Genomic DNA, 18,543 nt, shown 5'->3' with positions numbered 1-18,543 from the left:
TTGGAGAATACCGATGCAAAAGAAAATGCAAGTCGTTCAGACACTGCTCGATACACTACCGTTCATCAAGAAATTTGCGGGACAGACCATCGTTATCAAGTATGGCGGTGCGGCACAGACGTCGCCGGCGCTGAAAGAGAAGTTCGCCCAGGATATCGTGCTGATGCACCTCGTGGGCATCCGTCCGGTCATCGTGCATGGAGGCGGACCGAAGATTACGCAGCTTTTGGCCGATCTCGGGATCGAGACAGCGTTTGTCGAGGGGCAGCGGGTGACAACGAAGGAGGCGATGCGCATCGTCGAGATGGTGCTCAGCGGCGAGGTGAACAAAGAGATCGTCTCTTCGCTCAACGATCAGGGCTCCAAAGCGATCGGCATCAGCGGTAAAGATGCCCATTTTATCCAGGCGCGTGCGAAAGATCGCAGCAAATGGGGTTATACGGGTGTCATCGAAGAGATCCATGCCGAAGTGGTGCAGAACCTTATGAACGAAGATTTCATCCCCGTCATCGCACCGATCGCGGCCAGCAAAGACCCGGGCGAACCAGGTTTCAACATCAACGCCGATCTGGCGGCGAGCAAGGTCGCCGTGGCGCTGAAAGCGAGCAAAGTGGTCTTTTTGACCGATACTCCGGGCGTTTTGGATAGCGAGGGGAAACTTATCGGGACACTTGGGACCGAAAAGATCAATCTGCTCAAAAACGAAGGCGTCATCAGTGGCGGGATGGTACCCAAGGTCGATGCGTGTCTCGAAGCGATCAACGGCGGCGTTCAGAAAGCGCACATCATCGATGGACGTATCGAGCATTCGATTCTTCTCGAGATCTTCACGAGCGAAGGGATCGGTACGCAGATCGTCCACTGAAAGTAGAGAATGATACGCCCGCTTTGCAGGCTTAGTGGGTAGTGGGTAGTGAGTAGTGGGTAGTTTTTAAAGGAGTCATGATGTCGAAAAAGATCTACTGCATCGCACGGTTTCGGGCGAAAACGGGAAAAGAGAGAGAACTCTTCGAGGTGCTCAAAGCCCTTGAGCCCGATACGTTGCGAGAGGATGGCTGCCTTCAGTATATCGTGACGAGACGCATCGAAAATCCCTGCGCGGGTTGCAGTGACGACTTTTCGATCGTTTTCAACGAGATCTGGGCCGATCGGACGGCGTTCGAGGCGCATTGCAACCGCAACGCGATTCGGGAGTTTTTCCAGACCCAATGCCTCGATGAAAACGGTCTTGTGGAAGCCCACGATGTCTGTGTCTATAGCGATGAACCGGAAGATTACGACGCGCCGGTGGTGGGAGCGAAGTATGAGTAAATACCGGATGGTACTGGTGACCGCCTCTTCCAAAAGCGAAGCGGAAAAGATTGCGATCCATCTGGTGAAAAAGGCGTTGGCTGCCTGTGTGAACATCGTTCCGAAGATCCGTTCCGTGTATGGGTGGGAAGGGAAGGTCGAAATCTCCAACGAGGTGCTTTTGATCATAAAGAGCAAAAAATCTCTTCTGAAAGATCTGGAGAAAGCGGTCAGAAAGGTTCATAGTTACGAAGTACCGGAGATCGTTTCGATCGAAATAGAGGAGGGAAGTTCCGACTATCTGGATTGGATGGAGAGTCTTCTGAAAAAACAGTCGAGGAAGAAGTGACATCGTAATGGATTCCATGCAGATCCTGATCGGCCTGCTGAAAATGGGAGGTGGCCTGGGGATCTTCCTTCTGGGCATGATCATCATGACCGATGGGCTGAAGTCTCTCGCCGGTGGGATGATTCACGCCCTTTTGGTTCGTTTTACGAAAAGTCCGCTAAGTGGTGCGATTACAGGCGCACTGAGCACGGCCATTTTACAATCTTCGAGCGCCACGACGGTTGCGGCCGTGGGGTTTGTCGCGGCGGGCCTCATGGAATTTCCCCAGGCGCTCGGCATCGTTTTCGGCGCGAACGTCGGTACGACGATCACGGGATGGATCGTCGCCCTCTTCGGTTTCAAGCTTCATCTTTCGATTCTTGTCATGCCGTTGATCCTGGTCGGTACGTTGATGAACCTTTTTGGACGCAGAAAGATGGCCCGTGCCGGTTATGCGATAGCCGGTTTCGGACTCATATTCGTCGGGCTGGTTTTCATACAGGAGGGGATGAGCGGCTTTCAGGATATCCTGAATTTCACCGATCTTCCGGGAGATAGCTGGTCCGGCCGCCTGAAACTACTCGGCCTCGGTATCCTCTTCACACTCGTTACCCAGTCGTCGAGTGCCGGTGTCGCCGCCACGCTGACGGCGCTCTATACGGGGCTCGTTTCGTTCGAACAGGCGGCGGTACTGGTGATCGGGATGGATGTCGCCACGGCGGTCACGGCAGTCATCGCTTCGATAGGAAGTTCGGTCCAGGCTCGCAGGACAGGCTTTTCTCATCTGATCTACAACGTTTTTACGGGTTTGCTGGCACTGCTGCTGTTGACGCCATACATCCGTATCGCCAATGGGCTGGCGCCAGGATTTGTCGAAAACGATGCCGAAATCGCACTGGTCGCGTTTCATACGTTTTTCAATGTCGTTGGCGTCGCCGCCATCCTTCCCTTTACTCGCCATTTCGCCCGTTTGATGGAACGTCTGATTCCGGAACGGCTTCCGGTCTACCTGCGTAGACTCGACAAGGGGCTGCTGAAGCAGCCGGCTCTGGCACTCGATGCATTGAAAGAGACGATGGCGGACGAGATTTCCCAGCTTCTTCACTGTTTGAAGATTCGGCTGGATCCCCGTTTGAGCCCTTCCGTACGCAAACTCTCCGAGATCGATCTCGCCATCGAGGCGATGTACGACTATATCGACGATCTGCATCTCGAAAAGCAGGAGCATCCGGCATGGATCTCTCTTCTTGAACTCATCCATACGCTCGACCATCTCGAGACGCTTTTCGAGCTTTGCGAACCCGATACCGATTTTATACGCTCGGGAGAGTACGCCATCGACAGACTTAGAGAAGCGTTGCGGGAAAAGATTTCCCGAATCGAAGCCGACATCCGCCGCCATGAATGGGCGGATGCCTATCGGACAGCATCCGAAATGCTTGAAGTTCTGACCCGGCAGGTGGAAGTGCTTCGTCCTGAAATTATCGCTGCCATTGCAGGGAAAACGATCGGCACCGATGAAGGAGGCCGCCATCTCGACCAGCTGAACTGGCTCGAGCGTATCGCTTTCCACTTGGAGAGAATGCTCTACCACTACCAAAAGAGCGAAGGTAAAGAGAAAAGCGAGAAGAAGCGGTGAAAAATGGTATACTTTCATCAAAAATTCAGGATATTCAATGACCTTTATAGAGACACGTGGCAACGACGGGAGCAAGCCTTCGGAGGTGACTTTCAGTCAGGCGATTTTGAGCCCGAGTGCGAGTTTCGGCGGACTCTATGTCCCAAAAAAACTGCCGTCACTCGATTTCGACTTTCTCGATGCCCATACGCAGAGCCATTACAAGGATCTTTGCAAGGCACTTTTCGAAAAGTTCGATGTCGATATCGACGAAGCGGATCTGAATGCGGCGCTCGATCGCTACGATGCATTCGACGACCCCGAAGATCCCGTACCTCTCGTAAAAATCGAAGAGGATGCCTTCGTCAGCGAGCTTTGGCACGGCCCTACGCGTGCTTTTAAGGATATGGCGCTGCAGCCATTTGGCTACATCCTTTCCAAACTGGCCGAAAAACGCGGCGAAAAGTACCTTATCATGGCGGCGACCAGCGGAGATACGGGTCCTGCGACGCTGGAGACATTCAAGGATGCACCGAGCGTAAAGGTGGCGTGTCTCTACCCCGACGGTGGAACGAGCGATGTCCAGCGTCTGCAGATGGTGACCGAAGAGGCCAAGAACGAGAAGGTTATCGGAATCCACGGCAACTTCGACGATGCCCAGACGGCACTGAAAAACCTTCTTGCAAGCGAAAGTTTCAAGGCCAAACTGCGGGAGAGTCACACCCAGCTCTCGGCGGCCAATTCGGTTAACTTCGGACGTATCATCTTTCAGGTCATCTACCACATTCACAGCTATCTACAGCTCGTGAATCGCAGTGAGGTCTCGATGGGCGAGGCGGTCTATCTGGTCGTACCGAGCGGCAACTTCGGCAACGCTTTGGGTGGCTACTATGCCAAAAAGATGGGATTGCCGATCGAAAAGATTCTGATCTCTTCCAATATCAACAACATATTGACCGATTTGATCACCAAAGGAGAGTACGATCTGACCTGCAAGTCACTCGTCCAGACCACTTCTCCGGCGATGGACATTCTCAAATCTTCCAATGTCGAACGTGTCCTTTTCGACAAATTCGGGCCGGAGCGGACAAAACAGCTGATGGACGATCTGAACGAAAAGGGCAAATATATCCTGAGTCCGGAAGAGTTGGAGATGCTTCGCGAAGATTTCGATGCGGATTTCTGCAGCGATGAAGAGGGCAAGGCGGTGATCGCTTCCTATGCGAAGAAAGGGTACATCATGGACCCGCATACGGCGACCTGTTTGAAAGCGTACGAAAACCTGCGCAGAAAGAGCCTCAAGACCATCATCTACTCGACGGCGGAGTGGACGAAGTTCAGCCCAACCGTCTGTGAAGCGCTCGGCCATAAAGCCAAGCGTGACCTCGATGCACTGCAGTGGGTGAGCGAACATTACAACGTACCGGTTCCGAAGATGATCTCGGAACTCTTCGAAAAGCCGATCATCCACGACACGGTCATCGACAAAGAGCAGATCGAGGAAGAGATTCTCAAGTTTATCTGATGCGTGTTGCAATCGTCGGCGGCGGTGCCGCCGGTCTCATGGCGGCCGTGACCGCTGCCGAAGCAGGAACGAGTGTCGATCTGTACGAGCAGAATCGTGATGTCGGCAAAAAGATTCTTGCTTCTGGCAACGGCCGATGCAATATCTCCAATACCTCACTATCTTCGAAAGACTATTTCGGGAAACACCCTTCGTTTGTCGACTTTGCACTCAAACAGTTCGACTTTGGAGCTTTCGAACGCTTCTGCGAGTCGATCGGGCTTCCGCTCGATATAAAACCCGACGGAAGGGTCTATCCGTTGAGCAACGAAGCACGGTCGGTTCAGTTGGCTTTGAGGCGTTACGCCGCTCACTTGGGTGTCAATATGCTGACACAGCGTACCGTCACGTCGGTAGAACGGATTTCGGGGAAATTTCTGATTTTTTCCGATATAGGCAAGGAGGAGTACGACAGAGTTCTTGTTTGTACCGGATCGCCTGCGGCCCCGCAGCTTGGGGGCAGTATGAGCGGCTGGCAGATTGCCGAATCGTTCGGCCACACGATCGTTCCCGCCTATCCATCTCTGGTAGGACTCCATCTGTCGGGAAAATGGCATGAACGGATGAGCGGCGTGAAGCGGGATGCGGAAGTGACACTCTATGTCGATGGGAAAAGAGAGGTGGCGGTCGGGGGTGACCTGCTCTTTACCCGCTACGGCATCTCCGGGTTCGCCGTGCTCGATATCTCATCCTTCGCATCGCCGGCGCTGTTGCAAGGGCATCGCGTGAGCGTGGGGCTCAATCTTCTGCCGGCATTCGATCGCCAGCGCCTGATCTCCTATCTGCAGCGGTTGGCGAAACGGGTACCGTTTTTGACCCTGGAAGCTCTTTTGGAAAGTGTTTTGCCCCACAAGACGGCAGCGGCATTGCTGGCATCTTTGAAATTGGAAGGGAGGATGCCGGCAGCCGACGCGGGGGCGAAGTGTATCAGGAGTATCGCGACGAGAATTCTCGACTGGCGTTTCGACGTGACCGAAACACATGGGTACAGACATGCCGAAGTTGCCGGAGGGGGTGTCGATACGGCGGAGGTCGATCCGAAAACGATGGCGTCGAAGCGGGTTCCGGGGCTCTATTTTGCCGGAGAGGTGCTCGACATCGTCGGAAAGCGGGGAGGGTATAACCTCCACTTCGCCTGGGCCAGCGGTTATCTGGCCGGGCGGGGAGTCATGCGATGAGAGGCAGTAGAGAACGAAACTATCGTTCCCACTTCCATTGCCGTAGTTTCTGATGGCATCCGACGCACTCTTGCATGATGTGCGTGTAGCCTGCAGAGATTTTGCTGTAGTCGTGTTTGGAAAAGATATCGCTTCGCATCATCCGCACGTAGCGTTCGATATTTTGTTCGCTCTTTTTTGCAAGGCTTACAGCGAATTTCGGGTTCTCCGGCATATACTTTTTGAGGGCTTCGCCATGCTCTGTCAGGAAACCGGGCTGTACGGTCTTCAGCATTCTTACGCCAGCCAAAAGCTCCTGTTTGTCGTTGTAGAGTATCGCTTTTTGGATACGCATCAGCCCTTTTGACATGGTCTGCATCGTATTTTTCAGAGCCTTCTGTTCGGGGGCCAAAGGTTTTTGAGCCTGACCGGCAACCAACACTGCTAATCCGAGACCGAGTGCCAAGACTATTTTTTTCATAAGAGATCCTTTTTAAAGAGCACTTCTGAAAATCCTGAAAAGATGGTGTCTTCTTCGTCGCTCCATAGCCTTGCAGGATTTTCAGAAGTGCTCTAAAGATAAGAATAGTTTATTCCTATTATCTTTTGAATACCCTTATAAATATAGATTAATCTTATTTTTGACTATTTGCGAGGAGATTCGGTAGAGGTATGGTCGACCGTTTTTTTCAATTCGGTATAACATTTTTTATGGAAGCGACGATATAGGTTTATTGTTTTTCAAATAAAGTACAACAGAAAGAGTTTATGGAAAAGATCGTGATTCACCGCTCCATCGCCGACGGCCTGCTCGATTCGGACGAAAAGTTCCGCGCTCTCGTAGAGCATGCCGTCGTGGGCATCTACATCATCCAAAACGGCACGTTCAGCTATGTCAACGAGCGGCTTGCCGAAATATTCGGTTACGAAAGGCCGGAACTCATTGGAAAGAGCAATCTCGATCTGACACATCCGGATGACAGGGGCATCGCATCCGAAAACATCAGAAAACGGATCGAGGGGCACGAAGACAGTGTCGAGTACTCTTTTCGTGGATTGACAAAAAAAGGTGAGGTCAAATATATCAAGGTTTATGGTAGCGCTTTTTATTATGGTGGCGACAGGGCCATCATCGGTACGTTGATAGACGAGACCGAAACGGTTCTCGCCAAACGGCAGCTGGAGAAGCTCGCGAACTACGATCCTCTGACGGGGCTCTATAACCGTCGTGTTTTCCTCGATGAGTTCAAGCGAGCTGTCGCACTGGGAGAGCGCCGCAACCACAAAGTTGCACTCATCCTTTTCGATATCGACAACTTCAAACGCATCAACGATTCCCTGGGGCACAAAGCCGGTGACAGGCTCCTCGATATGATCGCGAACCGTGTCGAGGGCGTCCTTCGCAAAACAGACCTCTTCGCCCGTATCGGAGGGGATGAGTTCGCCATCATCGTCGAAGACTATTTCGATACCGCAGAGATAGGAACCTTGATAGGACGTATTCAAAAATCGGTGACCGACTCCTTCGATATCGAAGGTATTTTCCTGCATATCTCTTTCAGTATAGGCGTTTCGCTTTTCCCGGAACATGGAAAAGATATCGATACGCTTCAGAAAGCCGCCGACATAGCACTTTACGAAGCCAAGAGAAGTGGAAAGAACCGGTTCGCTTTTTTCGCCCACAACAGCGATATCATGCTCGACAACATCCAGATGGAGAACGAACTTTTCAAAGCGATAGAGAAACGGGAGTTGACAGCCTATCTGCAACCCCAGATCGATTTAGAGAGCGGAAATCTCTGTGGCGTGGAAACACTGGTACGCTGGAAACATACCAAAAAGGGGATGATGGCTCCGGACCGCTTTCTCCCTTTGGCAAGAGAGCTCGGAATTTTGTACAAAATCGATTCGTTCATCATCGAGAGTGTTTTCGAGCTGTTGGAGGGGTGGAAAAAGGCGTACGGTTTCTCCTCCATCCTCTCCGTCAATGTATCGAGCGCACTCTTCCATCACCAGCGGTTCCTTGCCGATATGGAGTCGCTGCATCGCCGATATGGCGAACTTTGCCGCCTCATAGAGCTGGAGCTGACGGAAGATATTCTGATAGAAGACGAGAGGCACGCCCATCTGCTGATCAAAGCCCTCAAGTCACTTGGCTTCAAACTTTCGATCGACGATTTCGGGACGGGATACTCTTCGCTGAGTCACCTGAAGATGCTGGAAGTGGACAAGCTGAAGATCGACAGAAGTTTCGTACAGGATATTACGAAAAATCCCAACGACAAGGCGATCGTCGAGACGATCATCGCCATGGGGCATACGCTGGGCCTGGAGATCGTTGCGGAAGGGGTCGAGACGGAAGCGCAGGTACGGCTTCTGCGATCGGTAGGGTGTGACGCTGTCCAGGGTTTCTACTTTTCGAAACCGCTTCCTGTCGAAACGTTCGAAAAGAGATGGATCCGAAATTCCCATTGAGTTGAAATTTTCATGAAAGAAGGATGGAATATGGGCGCTCTATCCGTTCTACCAGTGCGGGAATACTGACGTTCCGGCTTACCCTCGCGAACTCCTTGCCACCGAGAAAAACGATGGCTGTCGGGATCGAAAAAACACCGAAATGGGCCGCGATGTCGGCGTGCTCGCCCACGTCGATGGCGATCTTTTCGATTTTCGGAAAGTTCTGGTCGAACGCCTCGAAGAGCTTGGGCTGCAGGGCGTGGCAGACGTTGCAGTGTTCGCCCCAGAAGTAGAGCAACACACCCGGCTCGTGGTGGATCAAATTTTCGACCGTTTCTAAATTCATCGAACTTTCCTTTTTGCAAAATACAACATCACCCTTCCAACTCCTCCTGCAACTCCAAAAGTTCCAGATACCTGTCCGCCTTTAGATTGTATTCGATCTCCAGCCCGTCCAGCTCATCCGTTAGGTTCTGAATACCTTTTTCCTGGTAGCAGTCGGGGTTGGCGAGGCATTCGTTCAGCTCAGCGATACGGTTTTCGAGCGCGTCGATCTCTTCGGGCAACGATTCCAGTTCACGCTGTTCGTTGTAGCTGAGTTTCTTTTTTCTCTTCTTCACCGGCTCGGCTTTCGGTTTCTCTTTTTCCATCTCGATCTCATGCTCGAACTGTGCGAGGCTGTTCAGCTCCTTTTCGATGGCGAGGAATTCGGAGTAGGGCTGGTAGCTCTCTTCGACGATACCGTGTCCTTTGAAGATGAAAAGTTTCTTGGCGATCTTGTCGACGAAGTAGCGGTCGTGGCTGACGAAGATGAGTGCGCCCGGGAAATTGAGAAGGTACTCTTCGAGGATATTGATGGTCGGGATATCGAGGTCGTTGGTCGGTTCGTCGAGGATGAGGCAGTCCACTTTTTTGGTAAATAGAAGTGCCAGTGCGACACGGTTCTTCTCCCCGCCGCTAAGGACCCCGATTTTCTTGTCGAGATACTCTTTGGGGAAGAGGAAGTTTTTGAGATAGCCGTAGACGTGCATGTTCTTTCCCTGCACATCGACACGGTCTCCGCCGAAGGGGCAGAAGGTTTCGATGAGGTTTTTGTCGTCGTCGAGCATTTCACGGTGCTGGTCGAAGTAGCCGATCGTGAAATCGCCCCGTTTAATGACACCGGCATCCGGTTTTTCGCGTCCAAGAAGAAGTTTTAGAAGCGTCGATTTTCCGCTTCCGTTCTTTCCGACGACGGCGATGCGGTCTTTTTGGAGGATGCGGTTGGAGAAGTTGTGGATCAGCAGTTTGTCGCCGAGGCGTTTTTCGAGATGTTCGATCTCGAAGAGAACCTTTTTTCGGCTGACGCTCTCCTCTCTGTTGAAATGGTGTTTTTCCCGTTCGAGTTCGAGTTTGATCTTGCGGATGACAGAAGGGTTTTTCTTCGCCTGTTCACGCATCTCGAGCACCCGTTTCTTCCGCCCTTCGTTGCGTTTGAGACGCGCTTTCACACCGCGGCGTAGCCACTCCTCTTCCGACTTGAGCAGCTTCAGCAGCGTCTCGTGCTCTTTGTGCATCGCGTGGAGCAGTGCCTCTTTTTGCTGAAGATAGCTCTCGTATCCCCCCTTGAAACTGCGCAGTTTGTGGTCGTCGATCTCGACGGTGCGGGTGGCGATACGGTCGATGAAGTAACGATCGTGCGAGATGAGTAGAAGTGTGAACTTCTCTTTGAGCAGCAGCTCTTCGAGAAATTCGACCATGTAGACATCGAGGTGGTTGGTCGGTTCGTCCAGCAGGAGGATATCGGGCTTTTTCAGGAGCAGTGACGCAAGCGCCACACGCCGCTGTTCGCCTCCGCTAAGCAGATTGACGGGGCGCTCCTCATAAGCTTTGAGGTCGAACTCTTTGAGAATCCGCTCTATTTTGTCGTCGAGGTTCCATGCATTGTGAAAGTCGAGAAACGCCGTCAGTTTCGCATGCTCTTCGAGCAGTGTCCTGTTCTCGAAATCTTCGGCCAGCCGGGCGGAGATATCTTCGTATCTGCTTTTGGCTTCCTGAATCTCTGTGAGCTCCCGTTCGATGGCGTCGCGTACGGTCAGGCCCGCATCGAAGACCGGCTGCTGCTCGAGCATTTCGATCTTGATACCCTGTCTTACAATCCGTTTCCCGGCGTCCGGTTCTATTTCGCCGCTGACGATCTTCATCAGTGTCGATTTGCCGCTGCCGTTACGGCCGACGATCACGATGCGTTCATAGGCATCGATATGGAAATTGATCCCTTCGAAAATGATTTGCGATTCGAACTGTTTGTCGACGTCGAGGAGGTCTACTAGCGCCATAGGTTCCTTTTCTTACATACTCTATTTAGATTGATATTTAGGAATTGGATTTTAACCTATCTTGGCTATAATCCACCTAATTTGAATAATTCACTGACCCTGACAGACTCTACAGGCAGTAAATGAAGGACTCTCGTATGGTCGAAGCACTCTCCATAATTTTCTTTTTGTATGTATTGATCAAAGTCTATATAAGTGTGATGCAGATCGGTTATGTCGCGAGGGCGAAAGATATGCCGCCCGTACTGATGAAGCCGAGCAGCTGGATCAAGTCGGCGCGCTATCTTATCTCCAACGAGCGTCTCAAGATCGTGGAAACGTTGGTGGAGTACGCTCTTTTCGTTTTCTGGCTTTCATGGGGTATCCGCTGGCTCGATACGATGACATGGAACATGGACCCCATTTTGCAGGCCGTCATCGCGGTCGACCTGTTTCTGATCGTCAACTACATCGTGGAGCTTCCGTTTTCGATCTATAAAACTTTCGTTATCGACGAACGGTTCAAGTTCAACCACTCCTCGCCGGAACTCTTTATAAAGGACCAGATGAAAGGCAGTCTCCTGACACTCGTTTTTGCGTCACTGCTCAGTGCCGCCATCGCATGGATCATTATAAACGTACCGATGTGGTGGTTCTTCAGCTTCCTTCTGGTCTTTGCCGTTATCGTTTTGTTGAACCTTCTCTACCCGACGGTCATCGCACCGATTTTCAACAAGTTTACACCGCTCGAAGACGAGGAGCTGAACGAGAAGATCAGACAACTGCTTGAAAAGAGCGGATTCGAGAGCGAAGGGGTCTATGTCGTCGATGCCAGCAAGCGTGACGCCAGGCTCAACGCCTATTTCGGGGGGCTTGGAAAGAGCAAACGGGTCGTTCTTTTCGATACCCTTCTCGACAAGCTGAACGACAACGAGCTGTTGGCGGTGTTGGGACATGAACTGGGCCATTTTAAGCATCACGATATATACAAAAACATCGCGATGCTCGGCGGCATTCTTTTTGTGGGATTTTATATTTTCGGCCATATGCCAACAAGCCTCTTTATGGAACTGGGTGTCAGAGAGACCCCTGCGATGATCATGGTACTCTTTATGCTGCTGATTTCTGTATTTATGTTTATCTTTATGCCGATCATGAGTTTTGTGAGCCGGCACAACGAGTATGAGGCGGACAGGTACGCTACGCAGATCCACGGCAACAGCGGCGATCTCGTCTCCGCACTGAAAAAACTGGTCGACGAGAACAAGAGTTTCCCGAAAGCGCACAAACTGACGATCTTTTTCTACCACTCCCATCCTCCGGTGATCGAACGGCTCAAGGCGTTGGGCGACAAAAGTGTCTATGACGAAAAAGAGGATGAAGCGCTCAAAGGCGAGTGCAGCGTATGACAATCGAGGAGGCGCTGCGTGAAGGCGCTGTAACGCTTGCTTCCGTTGCAGATAGACCGAGGCTCGAAGCCGAAATATTGATGTCGGAGCATCTGGGCAGAGAGCGTGTGTGGCTTCATATGCACAGTGACCGGAAGATGGAAGACCCGAAGGGTTACTTCGCGCTGGTCGAGCGCCGGTGCAAAAGCGAACCGATCGAATATATCACGGGCAGAGTCTCTTTTTATGACCTGCAGCTCGAAGTGGGGCCGGGCGTGTTGATCGCACGTCCGGAAACGGAACTGCTGGTCGATATGGCGGCGAAGATCGTCGGGAAGTATCGTTTGACGAATATCTGTGAAATCGGTGTCGGAAGCGGTGCCGTGAGTATTATGCTGGCAAAAATGTTTCCGGAGCTTCGGATCGTCGCGACCGATATCTCCGAAAAAGCGCTCGCCTATGCCAGGAAGAATGTGGTTCGTTACGGGCTGGAAGATCGTATCGAACTGCGGCAGGCCGATCTGCTCGAGGGCATCGAGACGGTGCCGGAGATGATCGTCTCCAATCCGCCCTATATCGGCGAAAGGTATATGCTTCCCCATTCACTTCGCTATGAACCGGAAAATGCGTTGATTGGCGGAGTCTGCGGTGACGAGCTGCTACAACGTATCATCTTGACGGCGAAAACGCGAAACGTGCCGCATCTCGTTTGTGAAATGGGGTACGATCAACGTCATCCTATCGTAGAGTTCTGTGCAGAACAGCACCTGCCGGAACCGAAGTTTTACCGGGATCTCGCCGGACTCGATCGTGGATTCTACGTGCGTATGAGTGGCGAGTAGTGTCCCCAAAACGCTTCGCTTTCTATACGTATGATGGACTGATATAAACTTTTTACAAAAAATGGAGTAGTTATGCAACCAGGTCAGAGACAACAGCCGCCGAAATCATCTATCGAGCTATCCATGCCGAAAAAACTTTGGATTCCCTATCTGATGCTTCTGGGAATGACGCTCGGGGTGGGGCTCTGCGCCGGAGTTTTTGCGGCTCCCGTCATTTTTCATGCCGATGATCTTCTCGGAGGTGGCGTTCTCACCCATTATCAGGAGGGGATCATCATGACGAAGATATTCCTGAAGAGCAACTGGCTCGTCAATGCCACCTGTATCGCGATTCTCGTTGTGGAGGGGTATCACTTTTTGCGTTTTTACCGCGATCAGATCACATTCTACAGTGCTTTCGTCACAGTCTGGACAGGTTTTATGTTTACCTTCTACTATACGCCTCAGATCGTCGAGTTCCAAAAGCAGGGGGAATCGATCCTGGAGAACGAACTTTTCCAGAAAGCCCATATGATGTCTGAGTGGGATTTCAAGATCTTTGTGGTAGCATTGGCGCTATTACTGGGGCGGTATCTTTACAGAAAGATCGTCTGACACGAAGGTGTGACATAGAATGATCGAGATCAAAGGTTTGAAGAAACGGTTCGGTCCCAAAGAGGTTCTCAAAGGGGTCGACTTGACCATCCCGAAGGGGAAAACGACGGTGATACTCGGACTTTCCGGTGGAGGAAAGTCGACGATTATCAAACATATCGTAGGGCTTTTGAAGCCTGACGAGGGTGAGATATGGATCGAAGGCGAGGAGATAAGCCATGCCGACGAGGAGCAGATTCGCCGTATCCGGAAGAAAGTCGGATTCCTCTTTCAAAGCGGGGCACTCTTTGACAGCATGAATGTTTACGAGAATGTCGCCTTTCCGCTTCGCGAGCATACCGATATGAGCGAAGAGGAGATACGAGAACGGGTCATCGAGCGCCTGGAGATGGTTGCACTCAAACCCAAAGAGGTTCTCGAACTCTTCCCCGACGAACTGAGCGGTGGAATGCGCAAACGTGTCGGTCTGGCACGCACCATCGCACTCAATCCGGAAATTATTCTCTATGATGAACCGACAAGCGGGCTCGACCCTATTACAAGTGACCTCATTTCCCAGATGATCGTCCATCTTAAAAAGACGCTCGGCGTTACATCCATTTTGATTTCACACGATATAAAAGAGAGTTTCAAAGCGGGCGACTGGTTTGCGATGCTTTATGACGGGAAGATTATCGAAACGGGGGATGCCGAACATTTCAAACATACGACGAACCCCTATGTAAGACAGTTTCTGGATGGTAAAAGTGAAGGTCCCATTCAGTTTCAGGAGAGGTGAGAGGGCGGTTTAGCCACGATCAGCTCCACCACCAAAGTGGAGTTGGTCGCAGTGTGAGAGAGTGAGCCGCCTGGCTTTAATCCATCTGGTTTCGCATCCAGGTCGGGATATCGAGGATCTCTTCATTGTCGTACCCGCCGACGACTTTGACGCGGGGCGTGCTGGCGGGAATGGAGGGCTCGCTGTTTTCCGGCTGCATCAGTGTGATCTGTTGTTTTTTCGTCTCTTTCTTCTCTTCATCGTTCTGGAAATTTTCAGCACTTTCGAAGCCAGTCGCGACGATCGTGATCTTCACTTCATCCGGTGACATGTTCTCGTCGGTTGTGGTACCGAAGATGACATGAGCGTCTTCATCCGCATTGTCTTCGACGATCCCCATCGCTTCGCTGATCTCGAGGATAGGATAGTCCGGATGGATATGGAAGTGGACGAGGACGCCCATCGCCCCTTTGATGTCCATGTTGTCGAGCAGCGGAGATTCGATCGCATTCTTGATCGCTTCGTATGCTGCGCTCGGCCCGGTCGCTTCTCCTACACCCATCAGTGCCAGGCCGCGATGGCTCATGACGGTATTGACATCGGCGAAGTCGAGGTTGATATCGTGTTCGCCACGTGAGAGAATGACGTTGCTGATGCCGCTGACGGCACGGGCGAGAATGTTGTCGACCATTTTGAAGCTCTCTTTGATGCCGAGGTTTTTGTCGACGATGCTCAGAAGCTTCTCATTGGGGATGACAATGATGGAATCGCTCTCTTTTTTCAGCTGTTCGAGGCCGCTTTCCGCCAGTTTCATCCGCTTTCGGCCTTCAAAACGAAATGGTTTGGTCACGACGGCCACCGTCAATGCTCCCGCCTCTTTGGCCGCCTGAGCGATAATGGGGGCTGCACCGGTACCGGTACCCCCGCCGAGCCCGGAAGAGACAAAGACGATATCGGCACCCGAAAGTACCTCTTTGATCGTTTCGAAACTCTCGAGTGCCGACTCCTGGCCGATCTCCGGCTTCATCCCGGCGCCGAGACCTTTCGTCAATTTTTCTCCAAGCTGTATTTTGTAGGGCGCTTTGGAGGTTTCGAGTGCCTGTGCATCGGTATTCGCGACGATAAGATCGATTCCGCCGATTCCCTGATGAATCATATGGTTGATCATGTTTCCGCCGCCACCTCCGACACCGATGGCTTTGATTTTTGCACCGGTAATGGTAGGGGACTCTTCAATTGAAAATCTGTTGCTCACTCTTCACTCCTCTCACGAAATAATTTTTAAAATATCTGTGTCATCCAGTGCCACAGTTTCTTTATCTTTTGTCCTATGCTCTCTCTGTTCTCTTCCTGGGCGACCTGGGCCAGCGTCTGCTTGATATCGCCGTTTTTCAGGTTCTGGTCGAGGGGCTCTTTATCCTTCGAGGTCAGCGAAATGTCGTGCATATCTCCCTCGTCGGATGTAACAGGTTCTTTTTTATGAAGCATTTTCCGGTTCGAGTCGATTTCATACTGTGTATAGGCACCGGCTCCGTACTCCAAAAGGCCCATAACCGTTGCGAAAGCCGGATCGTCGAGCGGTTCGAAATCGCCTTCTACGTGGCGTGGCCTGGCGATACGCACCGGCATATTGTCGAAGATCGCCATTGCCAATTCCCTGATTCCTTCGAGTTTGGTCATGCCACCTGTCAGCACGATCCCAGCACCGATCTGCTCTTTCAGATTGCTCTTTTCCAGCTCTTTGGCCAGAATCATCAGTGTCTCCTGCACGCGTGCCTGAATGACGTTGTAGACTATTTCAAGAGAGATTTCGTGGTTTTCGTTCTCGTCTCCGATGACGGGGATCTCGATCAGCTCGTTGGATGGCGTTTTCAACGACCCATATTCGAGCTTTATCTTTTCGGCGACATTGAGCGGTGTATGCAGCGCCATCGAAAGGTCGTTGGTGATGTGGTTCGAACCGACGGCCAGAAAAGAGTTGAATCGGATCGAGTTTCCAGAGTGTATCACCATTTCGCAGGTGGAGCCGCCCATATCGATAACACAGACACCGAGCTCTTTTTCATCTTCGTTGAGCACGGAGATCGCAGAGGCGTAACCCGAAAGGACAACATTTTCGATATCGATTCCCGCTGACTTGACCGATTTTTTGAGATTGCTCAGGTTCGATTTCTGTGTCGTGATAATGTGGGTGTCAACCTCGAGGCGGCTTGCATTCATCCCGAACGGGTCTTCTATGAACTCCTGCTCGTCCACTTTGAAGTTGTAGGGAAGAACATGCAGCACCTCGTACTCGTTGGGAATGTTGGCGTTGTAGAGTGCCGTCTGCATGACACGGTTGATCTCTTTGATCCCGATCTCCTGTTGCGGGATGTTGACGATCCCGGAACTGTTGATCGAACGTGTATAGGCGCCCGAGATGGAGATGATCGCTTTCGAGGCGACGGTGCCGGCGACCCGTTTGGCGTCGCCGAGTGCCTGACGGATCGAACGGGATGTGAGCTCGATGTTGGTGATGGTACCTTTGCGAACGCCCTGAGATTTCGCGACACCCGAACCTATGACATGAATCGTATCGTTTTTCTGTTCCGCGATAACGACACTGATTTTGCTCGATCCGATGTCAATGGCAAGGAGTGGTCTGCTCACTCGGTTTCCTTTAGATATATTTCAATCGTATATTTCTGCTGCAGGCGATCGATCAGGTTGCTTTGCAGCAGATTCGACTTCATCTTTTTCGCATTCTCTTCGATGAACGTTTTATGCTGTTCCAGCTTGTCAGAATTAAGCAACTTCTGTTCCACTATTGAGTAACTGACAGCTTTGTTGTCAAGCAGTATCGCTCCATTTGGTCTGTTTGTCGAGAAGAGCTTCTGAAGGAATGCCGCAGCCTCCTCCTTTGTAAGCGGTGGAAGCTTGTCAACACTGTCACGCGTCACATAGTCGGAAAGTTGCGCATCATCAAGCTGTGCACTCGCTTTTTCCGCCATCTTTTGCAAAAGTTCCAACCGTTTTTTTGACAGATAGTCCACTTTGACATCGTCGTAGGCCTTTTCGAAAGATTTGGGTTGTGGAAGAATCGTTTCGATGACTTTGATGACGGCGTAACGCCCTCCTACGATTTTGGGTTTCAAGACGGTGCCAGGTAGCGCCCCTTCGATCTCTTCCCATACCTCGGCAGGAAAAATCGTGTCGCCGGCATCGACCGTTTTCTCCTCTTCTGCCGCTTTTTTACCCTTTTTCAGGTCGATATACGCCAGCTGCGCAGCTTTCTTAGAAGTTTTGAGGCGGAGTTTCTCTACAACCTCTTCACGCACTTTTTCAAGTGGGAGTATCTTTCCTTCACTGTCGGTGAAGTCGGTACGGTGCTCCTTGTAGAAACTTTCGATCGCAGGCTCTTCGGGAAGCTCAGTCGAAGGAGTAATCCAAAGAATTGCCAGTTTGTAACGTTTGGGTGTCATATAGTCCGACTTGTGCTCTTCCCAGTAGCGCTTCAATTCATCGTCACTGAAACTGACCTGGATCTCTTCGGCGCTGAAGACTTTGTAGCGCAATCTGTCCGCCATGAAGATGGCGGATCCGAATGCTTCGAGCTCCAGCGGTGCCATGCCGGGATTGAGGAGCGAAAGCGTCTTGTTCAGCAAAATTTCGTTTTTGAGGTTTGCCTCGAAAGTCTTGGGTTTCATGCGCATGCTTTGCAGAACGGCGATATAGGTCGATTTGTCGAATCTGCCGTTTTTCTGAAAAGCCGGGATATTGAGAATCGCCTGCTGTACCTCTTCGTCGCTGACGACGATATTGTGCTCTTTGGCGAAATTCTTGAGCAGCGCCTGATAGATGAGCGATTGAAGAACCTGCTTCTGAAGTCCCATCTTTTTGGCCGTTGCTTCGTCGAGTTTGCCACCCATCGCCTGGTTGTACTGTTGATAGACATTCCCATAGGCCGTCTGAAACTCCTGCATCGTGACAGGTACGTCGCCGACTTTCGCGACATTGTTGCTCTTGCCGCCGTACTGGTAGGTTCCCCATCCGACGAAACCGGCACCTACGAATGCGATGGTGCTGATCCAAATCGTTATGACAAGATATTTTCTGTGTTTTTGCATCCAGCTGATCATGAAAGGCCTTGCTAAAGAGAGTTACGCATGCAGATGCGCTATAATTGCTTTAATGATTTTATTGAATTCGAAATTAATTCCGGTTTAAATTTGGTGCGTTAGAGCCGAATTTACCGATATTTTCACGATTATT

17 protein-coding genes are annotated in these 18,543 nt (G+C 51.3%); 11 read left to right on the top strand and 6 right to left on the bottom strand.

Translation table 11 applies throughout. The annotated features are described in order from the left end of the window. Window positions 1–13 precede the first annotated feature (13 nt). The 6 genes from argB (at window position 14) to QUD54_RS02210 (ending at window position 5,978) form a co-directional block, all read left to right on the top strand. The gene (argB, locus tag QUD54_RS02235) at window positions 14–865 is read left to right on the top strand and encodes an acetylglutamate kinase (RefSeq protein ID WP_286337335.1); all 852 of its coding nucleotides are present in this window, start codon (window positions 14–16) and stop codon (window positions 863–865) included. Between the two features lie 77 nt (window positions 866–942). Next, window positions 943–1,311, top strand: a complete 369-nt coding sequence (locus QUD54_RS02230) for a putative quinol monooxygenase (RefSeq protein ID WP_286337334.1) — start codon at window positions 943–945, stop codon at window positions 1,309–1,311. Next, entirely contained in the window at window positions 1,304–1,639 is a 336-nt protein-coding gene (gene cutA, locus QUD54_RS02225; protein ID WP_286337333.1) for a divalent-cation tolerance protein CutA, read from the top strand. Before QUD54_RS02230 ends, cutA begins: the two co-directional genes overlap by 8 nt. 16 nt (window positions 1,640–1,655) lie before the next feature. Continuing rightward, the gene (locus QUD54_RS02220; RefSeq protein WP_286337332.1) at window positions 1,656–3,257 is read left to right on the top strand and encodes a Na/Pi cotransporter family protein; all 1,602 of its coding nucleotides are present in this window, start codon (window positions 1,656–1,658) and stop codon (window positions 3,255–3,257) included. Window positions 3,258–3,294: 37 nt separating this feature from the next. Next, window positions 3,295–4,761, top strand: a complete 1,467-nt coding sequence (gene thrC, locus QUD54_RS02215; protein ID WP_286337331.1) for a threonine synthase — start codon at window positions 3,295–3,297, stop codon at window positions 4,759–4,761. Next, the gene (locus tag QUD54_RS02210; protein ID WP_286337330.1) at window positions 4,761–5,978 is read left to right on the top strand and encodes a BaiN/RdsA family NAD(P)/FAD-dependent oxidoreductase; all 1,218 of its coding nucleotides are present in this window, start codon (window positions 4,761–4,763) and stop codon (window positions 5,976–5,978) included. Before thrC ends, QUD54_RS02210 begins: the two co-directional genes overlap by 1 nt. 19 nt (window positions 5,979–5,997) lie before the next feature. On the opposite strand, the gene QUD54_RS02205 is transcribed toward QUD54_RS02210, so the two are convergent. Next, window positions 5,998–6,438 (bottom strand): hypothetical protein, encoded by a 441-nt coding sequence (locus QUD54_RS02205; protein ID WP_286337329.1) that lies wholly within the window; start codon window positions 6,436–6,438, stop codon window positions 5,998–6,000. A gap of 287 nt (window positions 6,439–6,725) precedes the next feature. On the opposite strand from QUD54_RS02205, the gene QUD54_RS02200 reads away from it, so the two are divergent. Beyond that, complete coding sequence (locus QUD54_RS02200) at window positions 6,726–8,432, top strand: putative bifunctional diguanylate cyclase/phosphodiesterase (RefSeq protein WP_286337328.1); 1,707 nt, start codon at window positions 6,726–6,728, stop codon at window positions 8,430–8,432. A 10-nt stretch (window positions 8,433–8,442) separates the two neighbouring features. On the opposite strand, the gene QUD54_RS02195 is transcribed toward QUD54_RS02200, so the two are convergent. Both QUD54_RS02195 and abc-f read right to left on the bottom strand, forming a co-directional pair. Then, on the bottom strand, window positions 8,443–8,760 hold the full coding sequence (locus tag QUD54_RS02195; RefSeq protein WP_286337327.1) for a thioredoxin family protein: 318 nt from the start codon (window positions 8,758–8,760) through the stop codon (window positions 8,443–8,445). A gap of 28 nt (window positions 8,761–8,788) precedes the next feature. Beyond that, window positions 8,789–10,732 carry a ribosomal protection-like ABC-F family protein gene (abc-f, locus tag QUD54_RS02190; RefSeq protein WP_286337326.1) on the bottom strand — a complete coding sequence of 648 codons (1,944 nt, stop codon included), beginning with the start codon at window positions 10,730–10,732 and terminating at the stop codon, window positions 8,789–8,791. 137 nt (window positions 10,733–10,869) lie between these two features. Here abc-f and QUD54_RS02185 point away from each other — a divergent pair, with 137 nt between their 5' ends. The 4 genes from QUD54_RS02185 to QUD54_RS02170 all read left to right on the top strand — a co-directional run bounded on the left by QUD54_RS02185 (window position 10,870) and on the right by QUD54_RS02170 (window position 14,313). Then, a complete protein-coding gene (locus QUD54_RS02185; protein ID WP_286337325.1) occupies window positions 10,870–12,120 on the top strand; it encodes a M48 family metallopeptidase in 1,251 nt (416 codons plus the stop codon). After that, the gene (prmC, locus tag QUD54_RS02180) at window positions 12,117–12,941 is read left to right on the top strand and encodes a peptide chain release factor N(5)-glutamine methyltransferase (RefSeq protein WP_286337324.1); all 825 of its coding nucleotides are present in this window, start codon (window positions 12,117–12,119) and stop codon (window positions 12,939–12,941) included. Before QUD54_RS02185 ends, prmC begins: the two co-directional genes overlap by 4 nt. A 123-nt stretch (window positions 12,942–13,064) precedes the next feature. Then, window positions 13,065–13,535 (top strand): DUF4149 domain-containing protein, encoded by a 471-nt coding sequence (locus QUD54_RS02175; RefSeq protein WP_286337323.1) that lies wholly within the window; start codon window positions 13,065–13,067, stop codon window positions 13,533–13,535. 19 nt (window positions 13,536–13,554) lie between these two features. Next, window positions 13,555–14,313, top strand: coding sequence for an ABC transporter ATP-binding protein (locus QUD54_RS02170; RefSeq protein ID WP_286337322.1), 759 nt, complete (start codon window positions 13,555–13,557; stop codon window positions 14,311–14,313). Between the two features lie 76 nt (window positions 14,314–14,389). On the opposite strand, the gene ftsZ is transcribed toward QUD54_RS02170, so the two are convergent. From ftsZ to QUD54_RS02155, 3 genes are read right to left on the bottom strand one after another with little or no spacing between them, the layout of a single operon-like run. Further along, a complete protein-coding gene (ftsZ, locus tag QUD54_RS02165) occupies window positions 14,390–15,547 on the bottom strand; it encodes a cell division protein FtsZ (RefSeq protein WP_286337321.1) in 1,158 nt (385 codons plus the stop codon). A gap of 26 nt (window positions 15,548–15,573) precedes the next feature. Further along, window positions 15,574–16,941 carry a cell division protein FtsA gene (gene ftsA, locus QUD54_RS02160; protein WP_286337320.1) on the bottom strand — a complete coding sequence of 456 codons (1,368 nt, stop codon included), beginning with the start codon at window positions 16,939–16,941 and terminating at the stop codon, window positions 15,574–15,576. After that, on the bottom strand, window positions 16,938–18,410 hold the full coding sequence (locus QUD54_RS02155) for a peptidylprolyl isomerase (protein WP_286337319.1): 1,473 nt from the start codon (window positions 18,408–18,410) through the stop codon (window positions 16,938–16,940). The genes ftsA and QUD54_RS02155 overlap by 4 nt, the downstream gene beginning before the upstream one ends. Between the last annotated feature and the right edge of the window lie 133 nt (window positions 18,411–18,543).

It is taken from the genome of Hydrogenimonas cancrithermarum, assembly GCF_030296055.1.
GTDB classification, from domain to species: Bacteria; Campylobacterota; Campylobacteria; order Campylobacterales; family Hydrogenimonadaceae; genus Hydrogenimonas; species Hydrogenimonas cancrithermarum.
Note: the sequence above shows the minus strand (reverse complement) of the source record. Positions and strands in the feature narration are given on the sequence as shown.